The organism is Streptomyces sp. NBC_01450, assembly GCF_036227505.1.
In the GTDB taxonomy this organism is placed as follows: domain Bacteria; phylum Actinomycetota; class Actinomycetes; order Streptomycetales; family Streptomycetaceae; genus Streptomyces.
On record NZ_CP109480.1, the window covers coordinates 2,907,952 to 2,923,850 of the forward strand.

12 protein-coding genes are annotated in these 15,899 nt (G+C 72.3%); 7 read left to right on the forward strand and 5 right to left on the reverse strand.

The window, feature by feature from the left end:
* The first annotated feature begins 5 nt into the window (after positions 1 to 5).
* The gene (locus OG568_RS13230) at positions 6 to 1,679 is read left to right on the forward strand and encodes a PucR family transcriptional regulator (RefSeq protein WP_329531648.1); all 1,674 of its coding nucleotides are present in this window, start codon (positions 6 to 8) and stop codon (positions 1,677 to 1,679) included.
* Positions 1,680 to 1,828: 149 nt separating this feature from the next.
* Entirely contained in the window at positions 1,829 to 2,602 is a 774-nt protein-coding gene (locus tag OG568_RS13235; protein WP_266587046.1) for a hypothetical protein, read from the forward strand.
* A 34-nt stretch (positions 2,603 to 2,636) separates the two neighbouring features.
* On the opposite strand, the gene OG568_RS13240 is transcribed toward OG568_RS13235, so the two are convergent.
* Positions 2,637 to 2,936 (reverse strand): hypothetical protein, encoded by a 300-nt coding sequence (locus tag OG568_RS13240; RefSeq protein ID WP_329531649.1) that lies wholly within the window; start codon positions 2,934 to 2,936, stop codon positions 2,637 to 2,639.
* A gap of 363 nt (positions 2,937 to 3,299) precedes the next feature.
* Complete coding sequence (locus OG568_RS13245; protein WP_443077633.1) at positions 3,300 to 4,190, reverse strand: GntR family transcriptional regulator; 891 nt, start codon at positions 4,188 to 4,190, stop codon at positions 3,300 to 3,302.
* Positions 4,191 to 4,347: 157 nt separating this feature from the next.
* On the opposite strand from OG568_RS13245, the gene OG568_RS13250 reads away from it, so the two are divergent.
* A complete protein-coding gene (locus OG568_RS13250) occupies positions 4,348 to 5,226 on the forward strand; it encodes a (2Fe-2S)-binding protein (RefSeq protein ID WP_329531650.1) in 879 nt (292 codons plus the stop codon).
* A gap of 318 nt (positions 5,227 to 5,544) precedes the next feature.
* Positions 5,545 to 6,594, forward strand: coding sequence for a DUF2637 domain-containing protein (locus tag OG568_RS13255; protein ID WP_266429280.1), 1,050 nt, complete (start codon positions 5,545 to 5,547; stop codon positions 6,592 to 6,594).
* Between the two features lie 64 nt (positions 6,595 to 6,658).
* Here the strand turns inward: OG568_RS13255 and OG568_RS13260 are convergent, their stop codons facing one another.
* The 3 genes from OG568_RS13260 to OG568_RS13270 all read right to left on the reverse strand — a co-directional run bounded on the left by OG568_RS13260 (position 6,659) and on the right by OG568_RS13270 (position 11,449).
* Positions 6,659 to 7,144, reverse strand: a complete 486-nt coding sequence (locus tag OG568_RS13260) for an ATP-binding protein (RefSeq protein ID WP_266429282.1) — start codon at positions 7,142 to 7,144, stop codon at positions 6,659 to 6,661.
* A 460-nt stretch (positions 7,145 to 7,604) separates the two neighbouring features.
* A complete protein-coding gene (locus OG568_RS13265; RefSeq protein WP_329531651.1) occupies positions 7,605 to 9,347 on the reverse strand; it encodes a pyruvate dehydrogenase in 1,743 nt (580 codons plus the stop codon).
* A gap of 83 nt (positions 9,348 to 9,430) precedes the next feature.
* On the reverse strand, positions 9,431 to 11,449 hold the full coding sequence (locus OG568_RS13270) for a protein phosphatase 2C domain-containing protein (RefSeq protein WP_329531652.1): 2,019 nt from the start codon (positions 11,447 to 11,449) through the stop codon (positions 9,431 to 9,433).
* A gap of 460 nt (positions 11,450 to 11,909) precedes the next feature.
* Between OG568_RS13270 and OG568_RS13275 the strand changes: the two genes are divergently transcribed.
* The 3 genes from OG568_RS13275 to OG568_RS13285 all read left to right on the forward strand — a co-directional run bounded on the left by OG568_RS13275 (position 11,910) and on the right by OG568_RS13285 (position 15,879).
* On the forward strand, positions 11,910 to 12,890 hold the full coding sequence (locus OG568_RS13275; RefSeq protein ID WP_329531653.1) for a helix-turn-helix domain-containing protein: 981 nt from the start codon (positions 11,910 to 11,912) through the stop codon (positions 12,888 to 12,890).
* 36 nt (positions 12,891 to 12,926) lie between these two features.
* A complete protein-coding gene (locus tag OG568_RS13280) occupies positions 12,927 to 13,409 on the forward strand; it encodes a DUF456 domain-containing protein (protein WP_329531654.1) in 483 nt (160 codons plus the stop codon).
* Positions 13,410 to 13,569: 160 nt separating this feature from the next.
* The gene (locus tag OG568_RS13285; protein WP_329531655.1) at positions 13,570 to 15,879 is read left to right on the forward strand and encodes a glycosyl hydrolase family 95 catalytic domain-containing protein; all 2,310 of its coding nucleotides are present in this window, start codon (positions 13,570 to 13,572) and stop codon (positions 15,877 to 15,879) included.
* Positions 15,880 to 15,899: the final 20 nt, after the last annotated feature.

Sequence of the window (15,899 nt, forward strand, 5' to 3'; positions counted from 1 at the left end):
CGAGAATGCGGCTGCGCGCACTGCTGGACACCGACGCGCTGGGCCTGCGGCTGCTCGGCGGCGAGGACGAGCTGGACCGCACCGTACGCGGTGTGATGACCACGGACCTCAAGGACCCCAGCCGCTATCTTTCCGGCGGCGAGCTGGTCCTCACCGGCCTCGCCTGGCGGCACGGCGTCGCGGACTCCGAGCCCTTCGTACGGATCCTCGCGGCCGCCGGGGTCGCGGCCCTCGCCGCCGGTGAGGCGGAGCTCGGCGACATCCCGGAGGACCTCGTCCTGGCCTGCGTCCGGCACCGGCTGCCGCTGTTCGCCGTGCACGAGTCGGTGGCGTTCGCGACGATCACCGAGCATGTCGTACGACAGGTCTCGGGCGAGCGCGCCGGGGACCTGGCGGCCGTGGTGGACCGGCACCGGCGGATGATGACCTCCGGCCCGGCGGGCGGCGGCCCCGACGTGGTCCTCGACCTGCTCGGCACCGACCTGGACCTGCGGGCCTGGGTGCTCTCCCCCACCGGACGCCCGATCGCCGGTTCGAAGCTCGCGGGGGCCGCGCTGCCCGCCGACGTGTCCGCGCGGCTGGCGGGCGAGCACCTCGCGGCGGCCCGCACCGGGCGGCGCGGGCCGCACCGGGTGATGGTGGGCACGACGACGTACTCCCTCTTCCCGATCCGCTCCTCCGGGCGCTCCGCGGGCGCCTCCCGCGATGTGCGCGAGACGGTGCTCTCCGACTGGCTGCTCGCGGTCGAGGCGGACGCCGGGGACTGGCCCGCGGAGCGGCTCGACCTGCTCCAGGGCGTCACCCAGCTGATCGCGGTCGAGCGGGACCGGCGGGACGCGGCGCGCACCGTACGGCGCCGGCTCGCGCAGGAGGTCCTCGAGCTGGTGCAGTCGGGGGCCGCGCCCGCGGAGATCGCGGCCCGGCTGCGCGTCGCCGCGCCGGTGCTGCTGCCCGGGCTCGGCGCCGCACCGCACTGGCAGGTGGTGGTGGCCCGCGTCGAGTGGGACGACGGCCTGATCGAAGGCGGGCCGGTCGCCCAGTCGCTCCTGGAGGAGATCCTCGTCGACCCGCTGACCAGCGGCCCCGAGCACTCCGACCGGATCGCCGTCGCCCATACGGGTGAGGAGGCGATCGCGCTCGTACCCCTTCCGGCGGTTTCCTCGGAGCACGACGGCTCCGAGTCGGGCGTCCTCGCGGACGCGCTCCTGGAGGCCGTACGTGACCCGCTGTCGGCCGGTCTGAACGACGACGGGCGGCTCACGCTCGGCGTCAGCGCCGCCGTGCACTCGGCCGAGGGGCTGCGCGGCGCCCTGGAGGAGGCCCGGCACGCGCGCCGGGTCGCCGCCGCCCGCCCCGGCCGCGTCTGCGCGGCCGGACACCAGGAGCTGGCCTCGCACGTCCTCCTGCTGCCCTTCGTCCCGGACGACGTACGCCGCGCCTTCACCGCGCGGCTCCTGGACCCCCTGCGGGAGTACGACCGCCGCCACCGCGCCGAACTCATCCCCACCCTGGAGGCGTTCCTCGAGTGCGACGGCTCCTGGACGCGCTGCGCCACACGGCTCCACCTGCACGTCAACACACTGCGCTACCGGGTGGGCCGCATCGAGCAGTTGACGGGCCGGGACCTCTCCCGCCTCGAGGACAAGCTCGACTTCTTCCTGGCGTTGCGCATGAGCTGAGGTCATGGGTCCGTGCGGCGCGTGTCAGCAAGTGACGCACCAGTCCCACGACTTTGTGAAATCCTTCACCCACCCTCTTGGCCGGGTGCCGTGATCCGTGCTGAGATGCCACCACTCAACAGCTCGATGGCGTGCTCGGGGAGGGCAACGTGGCGCATTCCGCCATGTCTGGTTCCGGAACGAACGCAGGGGACGATCCACTCCAGACCGCGGTATGGCGGCTGCGCTCACGCGCCTGCTGGGTCGACGCGGCCGCACTGCTCCAGCCCGGGACGGCGGGGCCGGCGCTGCAGAGAGCCTCGCTCCTCGTCGAGCGGTGCCTGTACACCGAGCAGGGCTGGCCCGAGGCCGAGGACGCGCTGCGGACGGCGGAGGCGGTGGCCCAGAGCGACGACGAGCGCGGGGCGGCGGCCTGTGAGCGCGGGCAGCTCGCGTACGCGGCCACGCTGCTCGGGGTGCGCGACCGGGCGGACGAGGCGCGGGCCGCGCTCGGACGGGCCGCGGCGCTGATCGCCCCGGGGGCACCGGGGCGGGCGCTGCTCGACTTCCGGCGCGGGCTGCTCGCCGAGAACCTCGCGCAGTCGCCGCAGGCCGCGCGGGCCGCGTACCGGCGTGCCCACGCCGGTGCTGTCGCCCAGGGCGACCCCCTCCTGCTCTCCTTCACCTGGCGGCACCTTGCCGGACTCGCCCTGCGGGACGGGGAGTTGGCCGAGGCGCGGCACGGATTCGGTGAATCCCTGCGGATTCGGGAGGAGTTGGGGTACCTGGTGGGGACGGCTCCGGCGTTGGCCTCGCTCGCTGATGCCGAGGTAGAGCCGGAGGCGTCTCGGTTGCGGGCGGAGGCGGGACGGTTGTTCCGGTTGCTCGGGGGTGTGCCGACGTGGCTGGCGCGGCAACTCACTCCACCTGCCGCAACAGCGTGACCGCTCCGCTCGAGGGGCAGTTACGCCCCTAGAGTCAGTTGCTCTGGACGTGTGCCAAGAGGTTGCGGGCGAAGTGCTCCACCGTGGTGCGGAGTTCGGGGTCGTGGGCGACGTAGACCACGACCCCGACGAGGACGATCAGGGCCAGGACTCCGCGCAGGCCGCCGCCCCGGGCGCCGGTGTGCGGCGCGGGACGGTGCGTGTGCGGTGCGCCGGCGTGACGGGCGTGGGCCCGGGCCATGTCGTGCGCCTCGCGGTGGTGACGTACGTGGTTCTGGTGGATCTGCTGGGCCTGCTGTGCCTGTTGCATCGCCTGCCAGGACGGGTCGGGCATCGTGGTCTCCCCCGGTTCGCTGCTGCTACCGAGGGGCACGCGTGCGGGGCCGTTCGGGTTCCCGTCGGCGCGGCCTGTTGCCCCGCGCGTACGGAGCCGTGACCTCCGTCGGAGGAAGGGGACGTACGCGGCACTAGTGCCGCGGCAGGCAACGTTTGCCCGTCAAGGAGCGGCGTCCGGTGCGTGCTCTGGGGGTCCCCCCGGCCGAAGGCTGGGGGGAGTGCCGTCCGGAAGACCCCGTCGACGGACCGGACGTACTTGGGCTTTCGGCCGGTGCGGCGAGTGGGGGCACCGCCCACGCCCTTGAGGCAGTGGGGGAGCGTGCCGGGCGTCGCGACGGGGCGAACGTTGCCTGTCGCGGCACTAGCTGCCGGCGAAGTGCTCTCGTGCGAGGGACTGGACGACCGCGAGGTCCTGGGCGATCAGGGCTTCCAGGAGGGCGGTGTGCTCGGCGGCGTCGGCCATGAGGTCCGCTCGGCCGCGCGAGACGGGGCCGCCGACCAGGGGCCACTGGGCGCGGCGGTGCAGGTCGTCGGCTATCTGCACGAGCTGATGGTTGCCGGCGAGGGCGAGGATCGCGTGGTGGAAGGAGCGGTCGCACTCGGCATAGGTGGCACGAGAGCCCGCGGACGCGGCGCGCGTCGTCGCCTCGGCGAGCGGACGCAGTTCGGCCCAGCGCGCGGCGGGCACCGTACGGGCGAGGCGCAGCAGCACCGGGACTTCGATGAGGGCGCGGATCTCGGCGAGTTCGGCCAGCTCGCGCGTCCCGCGCCGGACGACCCTGAAGCCCCGGTTCGGTACGACCTCGACGGCGCCCTCGACGGCCAGTTGCTGCATCGCCTCGCGTACGGGGGTGGCGGAGACCCCGAAGCGCTCGCCGAGCACGGGAGCCGAGTACACCTGTCCGGGAGCGAGCTCGCCCGCGACGAGGGCGGTGCGCAGGGCGTCGAGGATCTGCCCGCGCACCGAGGCCCGCTGGATCACGGGGCGCGCGTTCTCCGCGCCGGGGCGCGCGCTCCCGGCGGGCGGGGGCGGGCTCTCCACGCCGGGGTGCGGCATGGGCGGCTCGCTGTGGGTGTGCTCGCCGCGGGCCCCTGGGGCGGACCGGGACTCGTCCGCGGCGACGCCCCGCTCCGGCTCCCGCTCGATGTCCGCCGCCCGCGACTGTGCGGGCACCCGAACGGACGCCGTACGGATGTCCGGGGTCGCCGACCCGGTGGAACCGCGCGCGCTCAGCGAACCGGCCTGCTCCACGGGGTCCTCCTCCGGGCTTGGTGGTACTTGGGGGTCATTGCGGCGGTTGTCACCCGTCCGTCAAGCACCATAGGCGCACATGGCCCCAGTTCAAACATCCAGTATTCCGGGTAAGGTAAGCCTTACCTGCCAACGACCGTGAAGCGGAGGCCCCCGTATGTCCGCTCCCGCCCTGACCACAGGCGCCCTGGGCCTCACCGACGCCCACCCCGCCCGCTCGGCCGTCGCGGACGCGTACACCCGGCTGACCGAGGTCTTTCCGGACCTGAGCGTGCGGGAACTGGATCGCGGGGAGGCGGCACCGGAGGGCGACGGCTGGGTCGGCGCCGCCGGACTCGCGGCGGGCGGGGCCGACCTGGACACGTTCCTCGCCTGGGACGAGGCGCAGGTCATCAGGGACTACGGACAGCGGGCGCGCCCGGACGTGGTGGCGAGCTTCGGACTGCACCGGTACGCCTGGCCGGCCTGCCTGCTGATCACCGTCCCGTGGTTCCTGCTGCGCCGGGTGCCCCGCCTCTCTGTGGAGCGCGTCACATTCCAGCGCACACTCGGCCTGATGGCGGTCCGGGTCGAGGAATTCGCCTGCCTGCCGGGCGACCCGGCGGCCGGGCTGCCCGGCGCCCGGGTCGTCCCGGACGAGGAGGCGCTGCGGGCCGAGGTGCGGGCCGCGACGACCGAGCACCTGGAGCCGGTCCTCGGCGGCTTCGGCCCGCGCATGCGACGCCGCGGCCGGGCCCTGTGGGGCATGGCGACCGACGAGGTCGTCGAGAGCCTCTGGTACATCGCGGAGCTGCTCGGCGAGGAGCGGCGCGCGCGGCGCGAGCTGGAGCTGCTGCTGCCGGGGGCCACCCGGCCGTACGTGGGATCCGCCGCGTTCCGTGAACTGAGCGGCCCGAACGGGGAGTCCCTGCCCACCCGCGACCGGGCCAGCTGCTGCTTCTTCTACACCCTTCGCCCCGAGGACACCTGCGTCAACTGCCCGCGCACCTGCGACGCGGACCGCATCGCCAAGCTGACGGCCGCTCCGACGGATTGAGCACCGGCCCCGCCGTACGGACGGACCCCCCGGATGCTCTAAGATCAACTCCGATTGAGACCCCCGACGGGTGCCCGACAGATGACAGGCACTTCACAACTTCCTCACTTGTCGCAGGAACTTTCCGTAGAACCATCCGTACGGGTAATCTTATTCGCACTCAACTCCCGTCCCTCGCGCGGCAGTTCGAGCAGAATGTCGCCCTGCGCATCCCCTTGCACTCCCTTGGCGGCCTCTTGCCCCGAAACCCCCTGAGGGGCGACGGGCGTGGGCCAATATGGCGGGCGTTACGCCCTATCCCAATGCAAGGGACCCCAGATGAGATTGACCGACATATCGCTGAACTGGCTCCTTCCGGGCGCCGTTTTGCTCCTGGGACTGCTGGCGGCGGTGGCGGTGCTCGCGCGCAGCAAGCGGTCCGGGGAGAACGCGAGCAGCAACAGCGACGACTCGTGGGAGCGCAGCGAGGAGCGTCGCAGGCGTAAGGAAGCCGTCTACGGCACCGCCTCCTATGTGCTGCTGTTCTGCTGCGCCGCGGTCGCCGCGGCGCTGTCGTTCCACGGCCTCGTCGGCTTCGGCCAGCAGAACCTCGGACTCACCGACGGCTGGGAGTACCTCGTCCCGTTCGGTCTGGACGGCGCGGCCATGTTCTGCTCCGTCCTCGCCGTGCGCGAGGCCAGCCACGGTGACGCGGCGCTCGGCTCCCGGATACTCGTGTGGACCTTCGCCGGTGCCGCCGCCTGGTTCAACTGGGTGCACGCTCCGCGGGGTGTGGACCACTCGGGCGCTCCCCAGTTCTTCGCGGGCATGTCCCTGTCGGCCGCCGTGCTGTTCGACCGGGCGCTGAAGCAGACCCGCCGTGCCGCGCTGCGTGAGCAGGGCCTGGTCCCGCGTCCGCTGCCGCAGATCCGTATCGTCCGCTGGCTGCGCGCGCCCCGTGAGACCTACAGCGCCTGGTCGCTGATGCTCCTGGAGAACGTCCGCACGCTGGACGAGGCGGTGGAGGAGGTCCGCGAGGACAAGCGCCAGAAGGAGCAGAACCGCCTGCGCCGGCGCAACGAGGAGCGGGTCGAGCGGGCGCACCTCAAGGCGCTCAGCCGCGGTCACCGGGGCCTGCCCGGCCGTGGTGGCGGCGGCGGTGGCCGGCAGCAGTTGGAGACGACCGTGGAGCGTGCTCCCGCGCAGGCCACCGCGGAGCCTGCCATAGCGCCGGAGCTGCCCGTACGCTCACGGCCCTCCCTTCAGCCCGTCCGCAAGAGTGGTGACCCGATCACCGTCGATCTCACCGCGGAGGACGACACGATGGCCCTGCCGCGGCTCGACTCCCTGGAGCGCAAGCTCAAGGACCTGGAGCAGCAGTTCGGCTGAGACACCGGGGTGGTCCGGCCGTTGAACGGCCGGACCCCGGACAGGAATTACGGCGGCGCGGTGACTACACCGCGCCGCCGTCCAGTTCGAACCACACCGACTTGCCCACGCCGTGGGGGCGTACCCCCCAGGCGTCCGCGAGGGACTGGACGAGGACGAGACCTCTGCCGTGCGTACCGTCGTCGGCGATCGGTACCCGCAGCCTGGGCCTGCGTCCCACGAAGTCCCGTACCTCCACGCGGAGTCCGCGGGGGCCGACGGTGGCCGTCAGGACCGCGTCATGGTCGGTGTGGATGAGGGCGTTGGTGACGAGTTCGCTGGTCAGCAACTCGGCTATCTCGGACTTCTCCGGTTTCCCCCAGTGCCGTAAGAGTTCCCTCAGCGCTCTGCGGGCCTCTGGCACCGCCCGCAGATCAGCCCTGGCCAGACGCCGCCTGAGCTGTGCGGCGGCCGGCTGGCCCCGTGCGTCGTCGGTCGCTTCTTCCTCCACTGCCTGTGCCGAGGAGGCCCCGATGGCCACGGGACCGCCCCCTCGTACCTGCCTCTTCATGACCCCCGCCTGCATGCCGATGTCGGGTTCCCCTCCTGATCGAACATGTTCACGGGAATCCATGCCCCATCGGCGACGCGGCAGTCATGTCGAATGGTCAACCACCAGCCATTCCCGAGCGGAAGCACGGCGTCGCGTCGAAACGGTGGCCCGTGGGGCGCCGCAACCCGCACGCCAGGACTCTCCGGGACCGGCTCGCGCGACGGTGCCCCGTCCCGTGGAAAGCCCTGTTTGCCCTGTTCAACGCCTGCTTGAGGCGCACGGTACGGCCGGGGACCACCCCTTCCCCGGGTCCGCGAGGGGCAGGCGAGCCGGTGCGGCCCCCGCGCACAACGACGGTGCACCCGGCAGGCCCGCACCACCCGGCGCCTCCCCCTCCCGGTCGACGTGCTGACCGCGAGCGCTCGGTCCGTCTACCGACTCTCGGCTGCGGCTATGGCCGTACTCGACGAGGAGTCGGTCAAGGACGCGGCACGTTGCGCAGGTTGGAGCGGGCCATCTGCACCATCCGGCCGACGCCCCCGTCCAGGACCATCTTCGACGCCGACAGGGCGAACCCGGTCACCATCTCCGCGCTGATCTTCGGCGGGATGGACAGCGCGTTGGGGTCGGTGACGACGTCGACGAGGGCCGGGCCCTTGTGCTTGAAGGCGGCCTTCAGCGCGCCGGCGAGCTCCTTGGGCTTCTCGACGCGCACGCCGTACGCCCCGCATGCCCGCGCGACGGCCGCGAAGTCGGGGTTCTTGTTCGTGGTCCCGTACGACGGCAGCCCGGCGACCAGCATCTCCAACTCGACCATGCTCAGAGAGGAGTTGTTGAAGAGGACGACCTTCACGGGCAGGTCGTACTGGACGAGGGTGAGGAAGTCGCCCATCAGCATGGAGAATCCGCCGTCTCCGGACATCGAGACGACCTGCCGTTCCCGGTCGGTGAACTGGGCGCCGATCGCCATCGGCAGCGCGTTCGCCATCGAACCGTGCGAGAACGAACCGATGACCCGGCGACGGCCGTTGGGCGAGATGTAGCGGGCCGCCCACACATTGCACATCCCGGTGTCGACCGTGAACACCGCGTCCTCGTCGGCGAGTTCGTCGAGAACGGAGGCCACGTACTCGGGGTGGACCGGAACGTGCTTCTCGACCTTGCGCGTGTACGCCTTGATGACACCCTCGAGCGCGTCCGCGTGCTTCTTCAGTATCTTGTCGAGGAAGCGGCGGTTCCCCTTGGGCTTCACCCGGGGCGTCAGACAGCGCAGGGTCTCCTTCACATCCCCCCACACCGCCAGGTCCAGCTTGGAGCGGCGCCCCAGGCGCTCGGGCCGGACGTCGACCTGAGCGATCTTGACGTCGTCCGGGAGGAAGGCGCTGTACGGGAAGTCGGTGCCGAGCAGGATCAGCAGGTCGCACTCGTGGGTGGCCTCGTAGGCGGCTCCGTAGCCGAGCAGACCGCTCATCCCGACGTCGTACGGGTTGTCGTACTGGATCCACTCCTTGCCCCGCAGCGCGTGTCCGACCGGCGACTTGACCTTCTCCGCGAACTCCATGACCTCGGCGTGCGCGCCCGCCGTGCCGCTGCCGCAGAAGAGCGTGATCTTGTCGGCCTCGTCGATCAGCGCGACGAGCTTGTCGATCTCGGTGTCGCCGGGGCGGACGGTGGGCCGGGAGGTGACGAGGGCGGTCTCGAGGGCCTTGTCCGGGGCGGGCTCGGAGGCGATGTCACCGGGGAGGGAGACGACGCTGACGCCCGACTGGCCCACCGCGTGCTGGATGGCGGTCTGCAGCAGCCTCGGCATCTGCTTCGGGTTGGAGATCATCTCGTTGTAGTGACTGCACTCGCGGAAGAGCTGGTCCGGGTGGGTCTCCTGGAAGTAGCCGAGGCCGATCTCGCTGGAGGGGATGTGCGAGGCCAGGGCGAGGACCGGCGCCATGGAGCGGTGCGCGTCGTACAGACCGTTGATGAGGTGGAGGTTGCCCGGGCCGCAGGAGCCGGCGCAGGCGGCGAGCTTGCCGGTGATCTGGGCCTCGGCGCCCGCGGCGAAGGCAGCCGTCTCCTCGTGCCGGACATGGATCCAGTCGATCGCCGCGTTGCGCCGGATCGCGTCCACCACCGGATTGAGACTGTCGCCGACGACGCCGTACAGGCGCTTGACGCCCGCGCGGACGAGGATGTCGACGAACTGCTCGGCGACGTTCTGCTTGGCCATGCTGCACGCACCCCTTTGTGATCCATGGATCCCGCGGGTCCCTTGGTTCGTCCCTTGGGTCCATGAATTCACACGGTGCGCCGTTACGCCTCCCAAACGGCCGCGACGGTGCGGTCGTCGGCATACCCCTTGACCCGTACCTGGGTGTCGGCGAGGAACGCGGCGAGACCGGGCGGCTCGCCCGCCGACCACCGCTGCGTCAGGTGCTCGCAGAACTGCGGCTCCCCGCGCAGGGGCTCCGCGAGGCCACCGGTGCACAGCAGGAGTGTGTCACCCGGTCGGGCGACGGAGGCACGGAACCGGAAGGGTTCGCGGGGCGGTTCGGGGGCCGGCTCGTACGGGCTCGGGGGTGTCGTGATGCCCAGGTCCATGGTGAGCCGGTCGCCCTCGGGCGTCTCGTGCGGCAGCGATCCGAAGCCGACCACGGCCTCGCCGGTGGTCTCGGCGACCCGTGGCTCGATGTCCTGCCACTCGCCGTCCCGCAGCCGGAACAGACCGCCCGCGCCGACTCCGAAGAAGACGCGCGTACGGCACTCGGGATCCGCGGTGAGCAGCAGGCAGCGCAGGCCGGCGGTGTACTCCTCGGGCTCGACGCCCTGTTCGGCGGCGCTCGCGCGCAGCTTGCCGAGGCTGCGGTCGGTGAGCCGGTGCAGGCCCGACTTCAGGTCGCCGCGACGAGCCGCCCTTATGTCCTCGGCCAGCCGTACGTGGCTGCGGCCCACGGCCCGCCCGATCCAGTGGCACGCCTCGGCGGCCGCCCGGTGCGCGCCGGGGGTGGCCCGGGCGCCGGTCGCCATCGCCACCAGCACCAGCGCGTGCTCGCCCGCTCCGAAGCGGGCGGTGAGCAGGGAGTCGCGGCGGGGCTCGCCCCTGAAGCGCGCGGAGTCGCCGCGCACGGAGGCCGCGCGCAGCGTGCTGGTTCCATAGCGCGCCCCGTCCAGGACGGTGTCGGCGACCAGGCCGTCCAGGTCGTCCGGGTCGGCGGGCGGGAGGGCGGTGGGCTCGGCGTCGTAGGTGGGCGGGCCCGATCCGACGTAGTCGACGGGGGGTGGCTCGTGGGGGACGGTGAGGACCGGCTCGGGCGGCGGCGGGGCGGGACGGTCGGGGACGGCGTCCACGGGGGCGACTGCGCCGGGCGGGGCAGGGTCCGGGGGTGCGGTGGGGCGCGGCGCCACGCTGGGCCGCGGGGGCATGTCGGCCGACATCGTCGTCGGCGCCGCCACGTCGGGCGACTCCTTGGACGTACGGCCGCGGAGCGACTCGGCATGGAAACCGGGCGGCGTCGGCCCCGGCGGGAAGGTCGCGGGGGCCGACGGTTCGGCGGGCGGAGGGTCCCACGGAGCCGGCTGCCGCCCGAACCCGCCACCCACCGCGTCGGGGCTCCGCCCGGGACCCTTCTCACGCTCCCACGATCCCGGCGCCGACCCCGGACCCTCACCACCCCGAGCGAAGCCCACACCCGCGTCACTCCGCGAGGGCCCCTCGGCCGCGTCACTCCACGCGGAACCCGGATCCGGCTCGCTCCACGCGGAACCCGGATCCGGCTCGCTCCACGAGGATCGCGCGGGCTCGTCGCTCCGGGCAGGGCCCGCGGTCTCGCCGCTCGGTGCGAGGCCCGGGGGCTTGTCACTCCACCAAGGGCCGGGCTCCGCATCAGCCGGCGAAGGGCCGGAGTCCTCCCCGCGCCCCGAGGGGTCCAGGTCCTCCCCGGTCCACGTCGGGTCGAGAAGGCGGTCCGATGGGGTGGCCGGGGGCGTGCGGTCCGGTGGGTCGGCCGGGGGCATACGGTCCGGCTGGTCCCAGCGGGTGAGGCGCCGGCCCAGGGCGTCGCCGCGCGGCGTGGCGCCGGGCCGGGGGCCGGAGAAGCCGCCGCCTCGTTGCTCGGGCACCGCGGGAGGCCCGTCCGGCCCCGGCGGGATCTCGCGTTCGTCCGGCGCGGCCCTGGGCGCGGACCCCGATCCCACCGTCCCCGCGGCCGACGCGAAGCGGTCGTCGAGGGAATCGGCCACGGGCGTGGGCCCCGTGTCCCCGGTGGAGTCGTCGTACAGCTGCCCCCACCAGTCGTCCTCGTGACCGGTGGGCCTCTCCCCCTGCTGGCTCATGCCCCTAATTGTCCACCGCGAGAGCAGGATGAAAACGGGGCATCCGGAAAAACCGGCCACGGGACTGGTAGTCGAACGGCGTGCCGGGTGGACTGTCGAACGGCCGTATGAGTGCGAAGGGTTGAAGAGGTGTCGGACGCCGGGGCACAAGCCGCCGGACGATCCCACCCCCCACGGGAGAATCGCCCGGCGGCGTCCTGAGTGTGGTCCCCTTCCCTGAGGTTCCCCTGTGACGCGCGCTGTCGCGCTCCCCAAGGTGCCACTCCCAAGATCACTCCGCCCGTGTCCGTGCAGGTCGATCCGACCCAAGTCCGGCATTGCGGGCGGCGTTCACTGCCGCGATGGCGTGAGCTTGGCAGAGTTACGGGTGCCGCGGCGATGATGTACCGAGGCGGGTTTGCGCCGTGGCCGATTTCCGCCAGGCCGCGGTCGGCATGGAACTTGGGGAGGGCATCGCCGCATGCTGGGAGCGATAGGTCTGGACGAGACGCACGAGTCGGCGTACCGGGCGCTGGTGTCCGTGGGCGCCGCCGACGTGCCCGATCTCGCACGGCGGCTCACGCTCGGCGAGCACGACACCGAGCGCGCCCTGCGCCGGCTGGAGCGGCACGGTCTCGCGGCCCAGTCCTCGGGCCGCCCGGGACGCTGGGTCGCGGCGCCGCCCGGGGTCGCCCTCGGCGCACTGCTCACCCAGCAGCGGCACGAGCTGGAGAAGGCGGAACTGGCGGCCGCCCTGCTCGCCGAGGAGTACCGCGCCCAGGCCACGGAACCCGCCGTGCACGACCTGGTCGAGGTGGTGATCGGCGCGGCGGCGGTCACCCAGCGGTTCCTGCAGCTCCAGCTCGGCGCGACCACGGAGGTCTGCGCGTTGGTCACCGGGAACCCGATGGTGGTCTCCGGGACGGACAACGACGCGGAGGAGAAGGCCGCGGGGCGGGGCGTCGGCTACCGCGTGGTGCTCGAGCGCGCCGTCCTCGACCAGCCCACCGGCCTCACGGAGCTGTCCGCCGCGCTCGGCCGCGACGAACAGGTGCGGGTCGTGGACACGGTGCCGACCAAGCTGGTGATCGCCGACCGGACGCTCGCGATGGTGCCGCTCACCTCGCACACCGCGGAGCCCGCCGCTCTCGTCGTGCACGCGAGCGGGCTGCTGGAGCTGCTGTCGGGCCTGTTCGAGTCGGTGTGGCGGGACGCGCTGCCGCTGCGGCTCGGCAGCCGGGGCGTCATGGAGCAGGAGCCGGACGGCCCCGACGTCATCGACCTGGAGATCCTCTCCCTGCTGCTCGCCGGGCTGACCGACGCCAGCGTGGCCAAACAGCTCGACCTGGGCCTCAGGACCGTACAGCGCCGGGTGAAGCGGCTGATGGAGCTGACGGGTGTCACGACCCGGCTCCAGCTGGGCTGGCACTCCTACGAGAAGGGCTGGGTGGCTCGCGACTGACCTGCGCTTCCGCCCTCACTCAGTCACCCTGGGCAGATGGGAGCGTGGGAACTCCTACTGGTCGGCGTGGTGGTCGTGCTCGGCCTGTGCGGAGTACTGGTGCCCGGCGTGCCGGGATCGTGGCTGGTCTGGGCCGCGGTCCTGTGGTGGGCCCTGTCCGACCCACGGACCCTCACCTGGGGCGTCCTGGTGGGCGCGACCCTGGTCCTGCTGCTGGCCCAGGCGGTCCGCTGGGCGCTGCCTCCCCGAAGGCTCCGGGAGGCCGGCGCCACTCCCCGGATGCGCGTGTACGCCGGGGGCGGGGCGCTGCTCGGTTTCCTTGTGCTGCCGGTGGTCGGCGCGATCGCGGGCTTCCTCGCCGGGATCTATCTCTATGAGCGGCCGCGGCAGGGCGGCCACGGTCCGGCGAAGGCGGCGGTGGGGGCGGTCATGCGTTCGGGCGGCTGGAACGTGCTGACGGAGCTGTTCGCCTGCCTGCTGGTCACGGCCGCGTGGCTGGCCGCGGTGATCTGGGGCTGAGCGTTCCCGAGCGAACGGGGCGAGCACCGTCAACGGAACCAACACATCGGATCTCTCTCTTCATATTGACGAGCTGAAGTCACTTCTCTACGTTGCATCGCGGGATAGCTCCGATGAATCGCCTGAAATGCAGTCGCTCGAGCCGCCTGGAGGCACCCGCATGCCCAGCCCGTCCAGACGTACCGTCCTCGCCACCGGATCCGCCGTCGGCGGCGCCCTGCTCGCCGGAGGCATGCCCGCCCAGGCCCGGGCGGCCGATCACGCCGACACCTCCGACTCCGACCCCTGGCGCACCGTTCTCGACGACGCCGATCTGGTCTGGCAGCGGATGCCGAAGACCTGGTACGAGGGCCCGTACCTCGGCAACGGCTTCCTCGGCTCCGGTATCTACGCCGAACCGGGCGCGGAGACCAAGGCGGTGCGCTTCAACGTCCAGCACTCGGAGGTGCAGGACCACCGTCCCGAGTTCGGCTCCCTCTTCGGCCTCGCCCGCCTGCCCATCGGCTGGTTCACGCTGGAGCCGGTGGGCGCGATCACGGGCCTGGACTGGCGGCTCGGGCTGCGCGACGCCGAGCTGACCGGCACGCTCACCACCGACAAGGGCACGCTCACGCTCCGCGCCCTGGTGCACAACTCCCGCTCGGTCCTCGCCGTCGAGGTGACCCCCAGCGAGGGCGAGCGCGACTTCCGCTGGGTCTTCCACCCGGCGGACGCGATCAGCCCGCGCGCCGATTTCAAGCCCCTCCCGGACGGCTACCAGGGCAACCCGCCCGCCGAGGTCGCCGAGCACGACGGCGTCTCCACCGCCGTACAGCCCCTGCTGTCGGGCGGACAGCACGTGACCGCGTGGCGGGAGCGGACGCGGGGCGGAACACGGTGCCTGTACGTGCATGTCGCGCACTCGTACCCGAAGTCCACGGCGCTCGGCCGGGCGCTCACCACCGTACGCGGGGCGTCGGCGCTGCCGTACGACCGGCTGGCGGGAACCCATCGCGCCTGGTGGCACGCCTACTACCGCAAGAGCTTCCTCTCCCTCCCCGACGCGCGGATCCAGCGCTTCTACTGGATCCAGCTCTACAAGACGGCGTCGGCGGCCCGCCGGGACGCGCCCGTGATGGCGACCAGCGGCCCCTGGCTGGAGTCCACACCTTGGCCCAACACCTGGTGGAACCTGAACGTCCAGCTGGAGTACTGGCTGATCCACGGCTCGAACCACCTCGAACTCGACGCCGTGACCAGGGCGTTGAGCGAGTTCCGGGGCAACCTGTCGAAGGAGGTGTCGGACCGCTACCGCGCCGACTCGCTCGGCATCCCACGCACCACGGACCCGCACCTCGTCAACGGCGCGGCGGGCACCCTCACCGGATACGGCGTCGGCATCCCCGGCCAGGACCCGCCCACTCCCGAGGTCGGCAACCTCACCTGGGCCCTGCACAACGTCTGGCTCAGCTACCGCCACACCATGGACGAGTCGATCCTGCGGGACGTCCTCTTCCCCCTGCTGCGCAAGGCGATCAACTACTACCTGCACTTCCTGGAGCCGGGCGCGGACGGCAAGTTGCACCTGCCCGCCACCTTCTCCCCCGAGTACGGCGGCAACTCGCGCGACTGCAACTACGACCTGATGCTGCTGACCTGGGGCTGCCGCACCCTGCTGGAGTCGGCCGAACTCCTGGGCATCAAGGACGCGTTGGCGCCGCGCTGGCGCGAGGTGCTGGCCCAGCGGGCGCCGTACCCGACAGACGCCAACGGCTTCATGATCGGCGCGGACATCCCCTTCGCGAAGTCGCACCGGCACTACTCGCATCTGCTCGCGGTGTACCCGCTGTACGAGCTGACCGGCCGCACGCCCGACGAACTCGCTCTGATCGAGAAGTCGTTGGCGCACTGGGTGGGCTTCGAGGGGGCCCTTCAGGGCTACACCTTCACGGGCGCCGCGTCGATGTCCGCGCTGCTCGGCAAGGGCGAGGACGCCCTCACGTACCTCGGCCAGCTCATGACCCGCTTCATCCAGCCCAACACCATGTACAAGGAGTCGGGCCCGGTCATCGAGACCCCGCTGTCGGCCGCCCAGTCCCTGCACGACATGGTCTGCCAGTCCTGGGGCGGCGTCGTCCGGGTCTTCCCCGCCCTGCCCGCGGCCTGGGCGGACCTGACGGTCCACGACTTCCGCACCCAGGGCGCCTTTCTGCTCAGCGCGGTGCGCGGGGGCGGGGTGACCCGCTGGGTGCGGCTGGTCAGCGAGGCGGGCGCGCCCTGCGTCGTACGGCACGGCATCGCGGGCGCGATCGACGTACGGGACGGGCGGGGCCGGCCGCTGCGGTACCGGGCCGTCAGCGACGGGACGATCCAAGTCGCCCTGCGCGAAGACGAGTCGGTGCTGATCACGGCGAGGGGCGAGCGCCCGGACCTGACCATCGCGCCGGTACGGCCGAACGCGGACGCTCCCCGGTGGGGTCTGCCCGCCTAGGGCCTGTCCGGCGGATCATG